13 protein-coding genes are annotated in these 11,443 nt (G+C 63.4%); 7 read left to right on the forward strand and 6 right to left on the reverse strand.

Annotation, left to right across the window (positions count from 1 at the left end; translation table 11 throughout):
* Positions 1–506: 506 nt before the first annotated feature.
* Genes AAFH49_RS17395 through AAFH49_RS17405 form a run of 3 tightly spaced genes read right to left on the reverse strand, consistent with a single transcriptional unit; the run spans position 507 to position 3,504 of the window.
* A complete protein-coding gene (locus AAFH49_RS17395; protein ID WP_342300172.1) occupies positions 507–1,208 on the reverse strand; it encodes a LytR/AlgR family response regulator transcription factor in 702 nt (233 codons plus the stop codon).
* Positions 1,205–2,347 carry a sensor histidine kinase gene (locus AAFH49_RS17400; RefSeq protein WP_342300173.1) on the reverse strand — a complete coding sequence of 381 codons (1,143 nt, stop codon included), beginning with the start codon at positions 2,345–2,347 and terminating at the stop codon, positions 1,205–1,207. The genes AAFH49_RS17395 and AAFH49_RS17400 overlap by 4 nt, the downstream gene beginning before the upstream one ends.
* Entirely contained in the window at positions 2,344–3,504 is a 1,161-nt protein-coding gene (locus AAFH49_RS17405; RefSeq protein ID WP_342300174.1) for a sensor histidine kinase, read from the reverse strand. The genes AAFH49_RS17400 and AAFH49_RS17405 overlap by 4 nt, the downstream gene beginning before the upstream one ends.
* A gap of 280 nt (positions 3,505–3,784) precedes the next feature.
* Between AAFH49_RS17405 and AAFH49_RS17410 the strand changes: the two genes are divergently transcribed.
* Positions 3,785–4,273 carry a DUF4440 domain-containing protein gene (locus tag AAFH49_RS17410; protein WP_342300175.1) on the forward strand — a complete coding sequence of 163 codons (489 nt, stop codon included), beginning with the start codon at positions 3,785–3,787 and terminating at the stop codon, positions 4,271–4,273.
* Positions 4,274–4,349: 76 nt separating this feature from the next.
* A complete protein-coding gene (locus AAFH49_RS17415) occupies positions 4,350–4,724 on the forward strand; it encodes a hypothetical protein (protein WP_342300177.1) in 375 nt (124 codons plus the stop codon).
* A 447-nt stretch (positions 4,725–5,171) separates the two neighbouring features.
* On the opposite strand, the gene AAFH49_RS17420 is transcribed toward AAFH49_RS17415, so the two are convergent.
* Positions 5,172–5,657, reverse strand: a complete 486-nt coding sequence (locus tag AAFH49_RS17420; protein WP_342300178.1) for a hypothetical protein — start codon at positions 5,655–5,657, stop codon at positions 5,172–5,174.
* A 99-nt stretch (positions 5,658–5,756) separates the two neighbouring features.
* Between AAFH49_RS17420 and AAFH49_RS17425 the strand changes: the two genes are divergently transcribed.
* Entirely contained in the window at positions 5,757–6,035 is a 279-nt protein-coding gene (locus AAFH49_RS17425; RefSeq protein ID WP_342300179.1) for a hypothetical protein, read from the forward strand.
* A 457-nt stretch (positions 6,036–6,492) separates the two neighbouring features.
* On the opposite strand, the gene AAFH49_RS17430 is transcribed toward AAFH49_RS17425, so the two are convergent.
* Both AAFH49_RS17430 and AAFH49_RS17435 read right to left on the reverse strand, forming a co-directional pair.
* Positions 6,493–9,048 carry a toprim domain-containing protein gene (locus AAFH49_RS17430; RefSeq protein WP_342300180.1) on the reverse strand — a complete coding sequence of 852 codons (2,556 nt, stop codon included), beginning with the start codon at positions 9,046–9,048 and terminating at the stop codon, positions 6,493–6,495.
* A gap of 82 nt (positions 9,049–9,130) precedes the next feature.
* Complete coding sequence (locus AAFH49_RS17435) at positions 9,131–9,517, reverse strand: hypothetical protein (RefSeq protein WP_342300181.1); 387 nt, start codon at positions 9,515–9,517, stop codon at positions 9,131–9,133.
* Positions 9,518–9,765: 248 nt separating this feature from the next.
* Between AAFH49_RS17435 and AAFH49_RS17440 the strand changes: the two genes are divergently transcribed.
* From AAFH49_RS17440 to AAFH49_RS17455, 4 genes are all read left to right on the forward strand, one after another.
* The gene (locus AAFH49_RS17440; RefSeq protein WP_342300182.1) at positions 9,766–10,434 is read left to right on the forward strand and encodes a hypothetical protein; all 669 of its coding nucleotides are present in this window, start codon (positions 9,766–9,768) and stop codon (positions 10,432–10,434) included.
* Positions 10,435–10,492: 58 nt separating this feature from the next.
* Entirely contained in the window at positions 10,493–10,912 is a 420-nt protein-coding gene (locus AAFH49_RS17445; RefSeq protein WP_342300183.1) for a hypothetical protein, read from the forward strand.
* 4 nt (positions 10,913–10,916) lie between these two features.
* Positions 10,917–11,243 carry a hypothetical protein gene (locus AAFH49_RS17450; RefSeq protein ID WP_342300184.1) on the forward strand — a complete coding sequence of 109 codons (327 nt, stop codon included), beginning with the start codon at positions 10,917–10,919 and terminating at the stop codon, positions 11,241–11,243.
* The coding region (locus AAFH49_RS17455; RefSeq protein WP_342300186.1) for a hypothetical protein at positions 11,212–11,443 on the forward strand (232 nt) is incomplete at its 3' end. The genes AAFH49_RS17450 and AAFH49_RS17455, both read left to right, overlap by 32 nt.

Here is an 11,443-nt window from a genome sequence, read left to right on the forward strand (position 1 = left end):
CTGGCTGAAAAAATTCCGACCCGTCGCTACCCGCTCCGATAAACTTGCCGAGTCTTATGTCGCGTTCGTCTAACTACGCGCCATCATCCCTTGGCTAAATTGAGAGCACGCCCTGGCATCAGCCTTCTTCAAAACCAAGTACGCATACAACCTGCTACGGCCGGTGAGTTACCAGCACAGCGCGCTGGGCCAGCCCACCGGGAACCCGCTGATTCCCACGCCCGCGCCTCCCCGAGTACAGTACGGGCCACGTATGCGTTTCCGGCTTGGCGGTCGAGGTCCTGACTGAAGGATTTGGGCCCAACTACGCCTTCGCCGACCAGAACTGCGCGCCCTTCGGCCCGGGCGTCAGGGCGGATGCTTCGTTCGAGGAAGCAGGCGCCAAAGCCGGCATTTCGCACCTCTACGGCGGTTTTCATTCCCGTCCTTCCGTTGAAAAAGGGCTGGCGCAAGGCTGCATACTGCCCAGCATATTGACGCAAAACGGCGCTTTCGGTGACTGCAACTTACCCCAATGCTTCCTCGACGCGGGGGCGAAACAGGCGGCCGATGGGCAGCTCCTGGTGCGCCACCTCGACGTGGCGGGCGTTGTAGGTCCGGATTTTATCCAGCGCCACTATAAACGAACGGTGAATGCGCAGGAAGTTGCTTTCCGACAGCTTTTCCTCCAAGCCGTTGATGGTTTGCTTCACCACGAGCGGCGGCCCCGCGGCGGTGTGAATCCGGACATAATCCTTCAGCCCCTCCACGTAGAGGATGTCGCGCAGCACCACTTTTACCATCTTTCGGTCGATGCGAAAATACAGGAACGCCTCGGGGTTGGCCGCGTGCACGGGTTCGGCCGATGCGGGGGCGTCGGTCGAGCTGGCCTTGGCCACTGCCTTCAGAAACCGCTCCAACGAGACGGGCTTGAGCAAGTAATCCACGGCGTCCAGCTCGAAACCCTCGTAGGCGTACTCGCGGTAGGCCGTTGTGAAAATGACCTGGGGCGGGTGGCGAAGGCTGCGCAGAAAATCGGTGCCCAGGATTTTGGGCATCTTGATGTCCAGAAACATCAGGTCGATGGATTGCTGCTGGAGGATGCCGAACGCTTGCAACGCGTTGTCGCAGGTGGCGACCAGCTCCAAGTGGGCCACCTCCCGCACGTAGGCCGCCAGCACTTCCAGGGCCGGGGGCTCGTCGTCGACCAGTAGGCACCGCAGTTTCATGGGTGGTGATGGGTTGCAGGTTTGGGGGCTGGGGCCGCCGGCCGGGCGGTTGGTACGGGCGGGGCCGTTGGTTGGGCGGCTGACAGCGGGGCCAGCCATAGGCGCAGCGCAATCAAAAACGTGTCGGGCTCCGACACCACCTTCAACTCGTGCCGGCCCGGGTAGAGGCGGGCCAGCCGCTCCCGCACGCGGCGCAGGTCCGGTCCGTCGTGCCATGCGGGCGCCGTGGGCGCGTGGCTGTTGATTACTTTGAAGGTAACCGAAGTTTGCTTGGCCACCAAGTCGATGCTCACCCAAGGGCATTCCAGCTCCGGCCCGGTGGCGTGGCGAAACCCGTTTTCCAGGAAGGGCAGCAGCAGCAGCGGGGCAATGGCATGGGCGTCGAGGGCACCGCTGAAGTTGAGCGAAACATCTACCCGGGTGCCCAGCCGCAGCTGTTCCAGCGCCACGTAGTGCCGCACCATCTGCACTTCGTCGGCCAGCGGCACCGCGTCTTGCGGGCTTTCGTAAAGCATGTAGCGTAGCACGGCAGCCAGGTGCAGCACTGCCGCTGGCGCCGCCGCCGGTTGTTGGGCGGTGAGCAATTGCAGGCTGCGCAGGGCATCGAACAAAAAGGCGGGCTGGAGCTGGGTTTTCAGCAGCTCCAGTTCGGTGCGCAGCTGGCGCTGGCGCAGTTCCTCGCCGAGCTGCCGCTGCTCGTACCACTCGTTGAACACTTTGATGGCACTGGCCCCACCGGCCGCCACCAGGAGCATGAAAAAGCCCGCGTTCAGGTCCCCAACCAGCGAGGGCCAGTCAAGCGTTAAAAAGGCCGGCCACCCAAACAGGCGAGGGGCCCAAAAAGCACCATAGCTGAGCCACAGAATATTGGATATCAGCGCAGTGGACGCTACCCAGGCTGCCAGTCCCAGCAAAAACCGCCCCGGCTGCCGGCGCTGCAGCAACCAGGGCAGCAGCCCGTACAGCAGGGGGTAGGTGGCGAGCACAAACAAGGGCAGCTGCGTCAGCAGGTACCCGGCCCAGTATTTTCGCCAGCCCATGAACGACGGACCGGGCAGTTGAAGCAGGAGGAAAAACGCCGACACCACGGCCCAAAACAGCCCATGCCGGAGGATGCGAAGGCGGGGCCAGGCGTTCATGAGTGGGCGGGCCGCAGGGCCGCAGCGGGCGTTTCTTCGGCAGCCAAGGCGGGCGCGGCCGGCCCGGCCGGTTCTGCGGCGGAGTCGGGCAGTTGCAGCGTCAGCCGCACGGTGTAGGTATCGGGGCCGGCTTCTATGGCGAGGCGGTGCCGCTGTGGGTAGAGCCGCTCCAGTCGCTGGCGCACGTTGCGCAGTCCAATGCCCGCCGTGGCCGGCCGGGCGGGTTCCTCGTTGTTCTTCGAGTTCGTGATGACGCACCTCAAGTCGTGGCCCTGCACGGCCAGCGCCACGCCGATGCGTACCGGCCCCACTTGCTCGGCGGCACCGTGTTTAAAGGCATTTTCGACCAATGGCAGCAGCAGCAACGGCGCGATGCGGCCCCCGGCCGGCAGGTCATCGGCGGTAAACTCCAGGGTCAGGCGCGGGCCGTAGCGCAGCTGCTCCAGGGCCAGGTAGTTGCGCAGCAGCGCCACTTCGTCGGGGAGCGTGACCAATGGGGCGGTGCCCTGCTCCACCACAAATTGCAGCAGGCCCAGCAGCCGCCCCACCACCTCCGGTGCCTGCGCCGACTGCCGCAACGTGAGGGCGTAGAGGTTGTTGAGGGTGTTGAAGAGAAAGTGCGGGTGAATCTGGGCCTTGAGCAATTGTAGTTCGGCCCGGTAATTTTCCTGAGCAAGCCACACGTTGGCCAGTTCCTTTCGCCGCCACTGCCGGTACAAGTGCAGGCAGGCCGCCACCCCGGTCGTTATCACCATGGGAATGTAAGGCCCAGGCGCAAATACGTTATGGTGGTCGGGAATGGGGGTTTGTACGCCCTGGTACAGCGGCACCGTGACCAGGTGGCGGAAGGTATAGTTAACGCCCTGGCTCAGGAATGCCCAGCCCGCCAGCAGCAGCCCCGCCCGCCAGCGCGGGCCCCGGTCCAAGGCGGGCAACACCCCGTAGAGCAAGGCGTAGGTGGCCGGTACCAGGACCACAAGTTGCAGCAGCATATCGCGCAGGGCCAGGCGCAGGCTCACGGACACGTGGATGACATACATTATCAGCCACGCCATCAGCAGCGTGCGCACCAGCCAGAACAACCCGTGCCGCAGCCACCACCGCTCGTCGATTGCCTGGATGCCCCTTGCCAGCCCCCTGTTTTCTGCCTGTGCCATGCCGATGTGCTGGTGTAAGCCCGGGTAAATATATCGACTGGCGCACGAGTAATGCCCTGATAGTACGGTTTGTAGACAGACAGCCGCCCGGCGTCGACCAACGACCAAACCGGTTGTTCATCGACGGCCCGGCCCTGTATTGCGACCGGCCGCCGGCGCTGGACGAAAAACCAAGCGCAGGCTTTTCGCAGACGCCATCTTGGGGCATATCACCGGCGGCAGCACAGCCACGGCGGGGGCTGCCGGCCACCACATCGCCACTTCTTAAACCCTCATCCCCATGAAAAGACTCGCCTATCTCCTGTGCCTGCTGCCCTTGTGCGGCGCCTGCCAGAAAAAGAACGATGTAACCCCCCAAGCCGCCGAGTTTGCCTCGGCCGCCGACGCCAAAGCCTTCTTCTACGGTCGTGACGCCGAGCACAACCGCGCCATGGCCGGCCACGATTCGGCATTTTTCGCCCGGAATTTCGCGGATGCCTATTACAACTGCACGCCTAACGGCGACCTCAACAACAAGGCCGCCGAAATCCAAACCCTCATTCATGGGCCCTGGGTAACGGTGGAGAACATGGCGCCGCAGTTCGACGTGTTTGCCGCTGCCGCCGACGCGGCGGCGCTGACGACTACCAAGCGCATCAAAATCCGCACGCCCGCCGGCGAGTCCTTCCTCTATGTGCGGCGCACCATGGTCTACCAAAAACTCAACGGGCAGTGGCTGAGCATTTCCGGCCAGGGCACCTACGTCCAGACCCGCTACGTGGGCCAGTAGCCGACCACCGCTGCGCTGCCCTTCGCAACGCCCGCTCCTTGGTGTTTTTTCCATAAACCCTTATTTTATTAAAGCCATGAAAGCCTATACCCTCTTTCGTTTAAGCCTGCTGCTGCTGTTTAGCTTGCTTTCCACGCGGGCTCATGCCCAGCCCTCCGTCGCACCGGGCCTGCCCGGCTATTGGAACACCGAAACCAACCTCACCAACCGCAGCTACACCATTGTGCGCTTCTACAACGGCCAGGACCAGCTCGTGTACGAAGAGCGCCTAAATTCCCTGTGCCTCGACCTGAGCCGCCCGCGCAAAAGCTGCACCCGCCGCGCCACCCGCCAGCTTAACCTGGCCCTGCAACAGGTGCTGCGTGACCCTGCCGCCAGCCAAAATACCGTCCTGCTGGCCAAGCAGTTTGGCACGGACCGCCGTGTGCAGCGCTCGTATGCGGTGCGTTAAAGAATAAAAACGCGCTTCTTCACCCTCGTTGAATAGTCCCAGCGGGTGATGGTGTACTTCCCGGGCCTCACGTTCGCGCAATAAGATGGGACCTGTACTTCACGGCAGCGCCCTCGCAACTCCGGCCATACGGCGCAGTATCCAGCGTAGTCCGCAAAGCCCACAAGCGCTCGTCAGGACGCCGCCAATGTCGTCCGTCGGGAAGCGCTCCAAGAACCGAAACAGCAGCACCGGGGCCTCCTGGGTCGGGGCGTGTTCCCACAGTTCGGCCAGCAGGTCATCGAGTTCCGCCCTCGACTCGGGAAGCTGAAAGGTGGTCAGGGAATGGAGCAGCGAAGTAATATGGCGCGGCACCGAGCGGCAAGCAAAGCCAAGACGGGGTTTTGCTAATCCACTCTTTTGAATTAACGGAGCGCGTTCAGGCTAGTACCCTTTCGCTAAACCGCCTTATGGTGCCTTCGGTCCCCCTTGCGCCATGTGCTTCCCTTTGCCAGGTTCTGGAGGAGCGGAAGGAGGCCCCCCGGCACAAGCGCCAAGTGTCCCTCGCCGCACGTTGACGTAGCCGATGCACGCCTGACCACCGGGGTCCGGCAACTGGACCAAACGCCGCTCGCGAAGCACGAACCGGTGGCGCGGCTGCTCGCAGCTGATGGTGGTGCCCGGGTCGGCGGTCAGCAGCAAGGTATCGCCCCGGAACCGGTAGGTCCCGCGGGTGTTGATGTCGCGTTCGAGCTGGCCGTAGGCAAAGGTGCCGTCTTGGTAAAGGCCCAGCCATACGCTCCCCAGCGAAGCTTCGCGGTAGGCGGCCATGCACAAGCCCGCTTTGGGCGGGTCGTCGGTGAGAATGGAGGCGATCATCAAGGCCCCGGCTACTAGCACCAAGCCCACGAAAGTCAGCAGCAGTTTCCGCAACACCAGCAGGAGCGTTCGCATTGGCTAGCAGAAAACGGAATGGGACAGGTCCATGGGGCCGCACAAAATACGCTGCTTTTGCTGTACTTGCCGATTCAATCTGCGTTCCCCCACCGCCCGATGCGCAATAGAATCTACCTCGAATTGGTGGTGCTCAAACCCAAAAATGCGGTTCCGCTCACCGAAGCGGAACACCAGGCCATTCCCTGTCATTTTCTGCTCTGCCAGGAAGCCGAGAAGCGGCTCCTGGTCATTGAGTATACGCCCGGGGCGGAACGGGCGACCCGCGAGCGCATTGTTGCCGTCCACCTGCGAGCCTACGCCCGCCGCTACCAAATCCTGAGCTACCGGGTGTTGGACGACCTGGTGCCAAACCAGGCCCTGCCGCTGTTGGACTAGCGCCGCGGCAGCGTCCGAACGTCCGGGGGATGCGTTGGAAAGCAAGCGAGAAATGCTCCTTTTGCTGTTTAGACCGTGGCTGTTGCAGAACTCGCTCGACGACCTAAAAAGCTTCCGGTGGCGGTGACAAGCGGCTAATAAGGCCCGTAACGCACGCTTTTCGGGCAGTTGCACGTTCGACCATCCGACGAACGGGGCCGGCCCAAGGGTTCTGCAACAGCCACGGTCGTGGCTGTTGCAGAACTCCCGGCCTGCCTCTGCGCGACCTATGCGCACCACGCGTCCCTCAAGTGTGAAGGATTGGCTTGGTGCACGGAGCCAGGGCGGTCGCTATCGGAGTCCGCCGCTGAAAAGCTGGGACGCCGTACCTGTGGGCGGTGGGCAGGGAAGTAAAACAAGGGCACAAGGCTCCGACTGGGCTAAAAGGCGCTGCTGTACACGGTAATGCCCCCATGGGCTACCGGGTAATTTCCGAGCCGCGCGCTGGCGTATCCGCTTCCCGGCCCCGGGCCAATGTATGTCGTTCCTCCCGGTCGCGGCTGTGCTCAATTAACGTATTACCGGGCTGCTGCGCGATAGCATCGAGCGTGTGACTGATGCGCCCCAGCTCCGGTTGGTCGGTCCGGTAGGAAAGCATCATATCCGAATGCCGGACGCCCTGCTTGTCGGTGGTGCTGTGCACCTCGCCGGCCTTGGCCCCGCTGGCCGCAATGGCATCGTGTACCGCTTCGGCCTGTCCGCGGGTCCCGGGAACCGGAGCTTCTTCATCTATTTCAACCAGAATCCGTTTTTCCACGCCTACTGGCCGGCCCTCCCGATTGTCTGCCGGCGTAGCCACTGCAACTGGCTGCTCCTGCACGCGACGCAGGCCGGTGCCCGGCTGCAGCTCGGCTTGGATGGCTGCCTGCCGGCGGGTGGCCTGGTCCTGCTCGCTCTCGGCGATGCTCACGCCGATATATTTTTCGTTGCCCGCGGCAGCCCGGGTGTTGGTGTTAGTCACGATGGCGTGAATCAGGGCAATTTCGGGCTGGTTGTTGCGGTAGTGCATGTTGAATTCGGCCCGACGGATCCCCTGCTCGTCCACAGTGCTGCGCACTTCACCGGTGCGGATATAACCGGCACTTTCCAGCACTGCCTTCCACGCTTCGGCCCGGCCGCTGGTGTTGGGCGTGAGCTCATCAACGCGCCAGGTTGCTACTTTCTCCTCAGCGGCTGCCGGTGCCGAGGTTACGCCTGGCCGGCTGGGATACGCCGTGCGGGTGTCGCGACCTAGCAGTTCTTCCTCACTGGCCCGGCGGCCGCTGGGCGCGGGGTTATCGTGCATCCAGTCTTTGAGCAGCACCACCCCGGCGTCTTTCAGGTGAGTAAACTGCGCGGTTTGCTCCCGGGCTTCCTGCTCGCTACGGTAGGAGCGGGTCGGCTGGTCCGCTGCCGCCATTTCAGCACCCGGCACGGCCTGGCGGAAGCGTTTGTCATCCGGTGACCGTTGCTGCTGGGCATCCGGGGAGTTATCCCGCTGGCGCTGCGCCTCCCGCTCCAGGGCGCGCTGCTCCCGCTCCTGCCGCTGGGCTTCGGCCAAGCGCTGCTGGCGCTCGGATTCGCGCTGCTGCTCCTCGCGCTGGGCGGCGGACCGGATTTGCTCGGTGCTGAAGCCTTGGTTGGTGTACTCCAGCTCTTTGTTAAAGTCTTTGGCCAAGGGGTAGTCCACCCGGAGAAATAAGCCGGGCTGGCGCTCCAGTACGGGACGTGAGAGTTCCCGCTGCCGGTAAAGTTCCTGGGCGACCACTTCCAGCTGCATAACATCCGCGCGGGCCACCGTCATCCGCACCACCGTCAGCTGGTCCGTGCTGCGCGTCACCTCGGCCACCAGCGTGGGCCCTGCTTCCTGGGTGCTGTTGATTTTTGCTACCCGTTCACTAAGCTGCTGTACCTGCCCGGCGCCCTGCTCGGCCGAGTCGTGGTGAAAGGTCACTTTCAGGCTGGTGTGGTACTTGTCACTGGTGGCGTGCCACTCTACCGGCCGGGAGGCCTCATGGTAAGCTTCCTGCTCGGCTACCGGCACCAGGGGCCGGGCCGGCTGCAGCTCGTTGAGGTAGTTGATGTTGAACTGCCGGCCGCCGGCGTCGCGGTCATTGGCTAAAACCACTTCCTGGGGCTGCTGCTTGTCGATGACCCGCTGAATCAAGGCCACCTGCGCCTCGGTGGGCGTGCCGCTGGTGGCAACGTAGAGCGTGTTTTTGGGGTCCTGCCCGTGCTTGAGCTGGAAATGGGATAGCGAGTCGACGGCTGACTCACTCACTACCACGCGCTCCACTGGCGTGTCCTTGCCGTCGGTGGGGTGGGAAACCCAGATGCCGTTCTTAGGCAGTGGCAACAGACTTTTGTAGTGCTCGTTCTTCTGCTCGACGCTGGCCAGCCCGTGCTCATTGTAGAGCGGAAAGGCCGTGTTCTTATGCTCGTTCTGCTGCGCCGTGAAGATGCGCCCCTGAAAGGCCGGGCTGTCGAGCGTCTCATCCGTAATGCCTCGGCCGTGCAGGTAGCTGCGGTCGGTGAGTTCCTTTTTGACGCCCAGCACCTCAGAAATCAGGCGCGTGCGACGCTCTTCCTCGGCCTGCCGGGCCTCCAGTTCCGGTTCGCCCACGGGCAGGCTGCTCAGGCGGGCGGGGTCGGGCGGAGTGGCGTACACCCGGGCCGGGGCCGGCGCGCCATCGAGGTATTCGCGCAACTGTTGGCGCACCTGGCCCAGGTTCAGGCCGTGGCCGTCCCCGCCCCGGGTTTTGGCAAAGTCGATGATGGAGCCCGCGTCGCGGTCGTCGCCGGTGTTCAGGTACACCTGGTGGTCACCCTTGCGGGTAACGATAACGTGCTCCTCGTCCTTAACCAGGTGGTGCCAGTCGCCGCGGCGGCTTTCTTTCTTGATGGTGTAGCCCTGGCGCTGGGCGTAGTCAACCAGGTCAATGTCGCGCTTGAAGCGTTCGAGCTCGGTGGGGTCGTTTTCCCGGGGTGCATTCATAGGGTGGGCTGGGGAGTGGAGCCGGACAGCTCCACTCCCCCAGCACCCGGCGGCCGGGCCCGAGCAGGAAAGCTATCCGGGGTTAGGTTGTCGGCGGCAAACTGCCGGCCCGTTGCGCGGCTGCGTCGAAGAAGGCCAGCTGCTCGCGGAATTGTGCTAGTTGCTCCGCGCTGCCGAACACGTACTGGTTGGCACCGCTGCCGATGTCGATGCGCACGATTTCCGTGGGCACGCTCAGGGCGCGCAGCACCCGCTGCACCAGGCGCGGCTCGTCGCGCTTGAGCTTGCCATTCTTCAGGTTGACGACGTTGGTATAAGTCAGGCCATGCTGGGCACAAAAGGAAGTTAAATCGCCCTGGGCAAGGGCTTTAAGACGAAACTGCACGTAGCGCAGGCACTCACTATAGGGCGCGGACAGGCTAAGGTCAGGAAACCCCAACGGGGCGGGTAGGTGGTCAGATGGTACCATGCGAAGAAGGGCACACTGCGGGGGCAGTGGGGGTGAAGTATCGGAGCAATACCCCAAAGGACGCATATCGGGCTTAGAAGCCGCAACGCCATTAGGGAAAAACTCAAATCTTCTACCACCCAGCCGGCCCGGAGCCGAAACCGGCAGGATGCTACTTCGTCGGTAGGCGCTTCATACGGCCAAGTCTTTTTTAAGTTTTCACTAACTTTTTGCTAACACTCCTGCGCTTCTTGCCGTAAGGGGCCGGTATGCGTTCCGGAATACTCTTACTGGTGGTGATACTAGCCCTGGGTGCCTTGGCCGCGCTGCTGTGGTGGCGCTTCAAGGGCCCCGGCAAGCCGGCCGCACCGGTGGCCGTGCTGGCTACCCGGAACCACCATTCCCTGCGCACCTTCCACTACGAAACTGCCGCGGCCGCCCTGGTTGCCAAGAAAGCAACTGCTACCGACGTCGGAGAGGCCTTGGCCCGGCTGCTTCCCCAGGAAGACCTGGCCGCTCCCGAGCCCATGCATGCTGCCGAAGAAGAGGAAGCAGTAGTTGTGGTCGACAGCCCACAGCCGCTCGCTGAGCACCTGGACGAAGCCGGCCAGAATACCCAAGCGGACGAAACGCCCCACCCGGCATCTATTCGCCACGCGGCTGGCGCATTGGCCTCCCTGCTTGATGCCCAGGAAGATGTTACGGCGACTCTTGAGCCAACAGCGGAAGTTGACGAGGAACCGTCTGAGGCCCTCTTCCACAACCCCATCACCGCGCCGGTGCCCACGCCCAACGACCAGGCCAACCGCGCGGCCGAAATCGCCCTGCGCCAGCAGCGGCGGGTCCGCATGAACGCCGATGCTTCCGCCCAGCGCGCCGCCCTGAGCGGCCTGTTTCCCGGCGCCAGCAGCCCCATTCCCACGGCCAAACCCTCCTAGATGCCACACCTGCTTTCCGGGGAGATAAGCACCCTGTTACCACCTATTATCCCTTTCTATGTTAACCCATTTGCTTTCCCGGGCCCGTACCCACGCCGTAACGGCCACTGAAACCATGCACACGCTGGCCGCTGCCGGCCAGACCTACCAGCCCTCCAAAGCCGAGCAGCGCGTAGCCGCCCTGCTGACCGCCCTAGCCCTGGCCACCAGCCCGGCCCGTGCCCAGCTGGGAGGCGGGGGTGCCGCGGCCGCCCTCGAAGGCGTGCAGGAAACTGTCGTGGGCATCGTGCAGGTCATTTTCGCCATTGTGCTCATCGTGGGCCTGATTCGGGTGGTGATGAAGTTCGTGCAGGGCGCCCCCGACGCGCTGGGCGCCCTGGGCTGGCTGGTGGGCGGCGTGATTCTCTGGTTCGGCTTCCAGCTCTTCAAGGACGATTTGGTCAGCGCCGTAGGCGGTGGCGACGGAGGCGTACGCTAATCTCATGCGCTCCTATAAATCCATTGAGCGGCCCGCGCAGGTGCTGGGCATGAACATCCAGGACCTGGGCATCATGGTGGGCCTGTTTATCGGCTCGGTGCTGCTGCTCGGCTTTCTGGGCATGGCCATTAAGATTCCGCGCCTGGTGTACCTGCTCGTCATCCTCGTCGAGCTGGGCCTGATTCTGGGCCTGCGCTACCTGAGCAAAAAGCAGGCGCCCGGCTTTCTGATGGGCTGGCTCTCCTTCACCTTCATCCAGCCCCGCCGCCTGGCGGTGGGGCCTTTACCCATCCCTACTCATGACCAAAAAGCCCAAAACGGCCGCGTTTAATGCCGTGATGCCCGTGCACAGCTTCGAGGGCGACAAGGTGGTCTTCAAAGATGGCCGCGTCGCGGTGGGCTTCCGCGTGGAGCCCGCCGAGATGGAAAGCTGGACTTCGGACGACTACGAGGCCTTCCAGACCGCGCTGGTGGGCGTGCTCCGGCCCCTGCCGGTGGGCACCATCGTGCAGAAAACCGACATCTACTACG

The sequence above is a fragment of the Hymenobacter segetis genome (assembly GCF_038448715.1).
Classification (GTDB): domain Bacteria; phylum Bacteroidota; class Bacteroidia; order Cytophagales; family Hymenobacteraceae; genus Hymenobacter; species Hymenobacter segetis.

Bases quoted from the DNA above. Each gene is read 5' to 3' on its own strand.
- AAFH49_RS17395 (WP_342300172.1), bottom strand. From the start codon at position 1,208: ATGAAACTGCGGTGCCTACTGGTCGACGACGAGCCCCCGGCCCTGGAA.
- AAFH49_RS17400 (WP_342300173.1), bottom strand. From the start codon at position 2,347: ATGAACGCCTGGCCCCGCCTTCGCATCCTCCGGCATGGGCTGTTTTGG.
- AAFH49_RS17405 (WP_342300174.1), bottom strand. From the start codon at position 3,504: ATGGCACAGGCAGAAAACAGGGGGCTGGCAAGGGGCATCCAGGCAATC.
- AAFH49_RS17410 (WP_342300175.1), top strand. From the start codon at position 3,785: ATGAAAAGACTCGCCTATCTCCTGTGCCTGCTGCCCTTGTGCGGCGCC.
- AAFH49_RS17415 (WP_342300177.1), top strand. From the start codon at position 4,350: ATGAAAGCCTATACCCTCTTTCGTTTAAGCCTGCTGCTGCTGTTTAGC.
- AAFH49_RS17420 (WP_342300178.1), bottom strand. From the start codon at position 5,657: ATGCGAACGCTCCTGCTGGTGTTGCGGAAACTGCTGCTGACTTTCGTG.
- AAFH49_RS17425 (WP_342300179.1), top strand. From the start codon at position 5,757: ATGCGCAATAGAATCTACCTCGAATTGGTGGTGCTCAAACCCAAAAAT.
- AAFH49_RS17430 (WP_342300180.1), bottom strand. From the start codon at position 9,048: ATGAATGCACCCCGGGAAAACGACCCCACCGAGCTCGAACGCTTCAAG.
- AAFH49_RS17435 (WP_342300181.1), bottom strand. From the start codon at position 9,517: ATGGTACCATCTGACCACCTACCCGCCCCGTTGGGGTTTCCTGACCTT.
- AAFH49_RS17440 (WP_342300182.1), top strand. From the start codon at position 9,766: ATGCGTTCCGGAATACTCTTACTGGTGGTGATACTAGCCCTGGGTGCC.
- AAFH49_RS17445 (WP_342300183.1), top strand. From the start codon at position 10,493: ATGTTAACCCATTTGCTTTCCCGGGCCCGTACCCACGCCGTAACGGCC.
- AAFH49_RS17450 (WP_342300184.1), top strand. From the start codon at position 10,917: ATGCGCTCCTATAAATCCATTGAGCGGCCCGCGCAGGTGCTGGGCATG.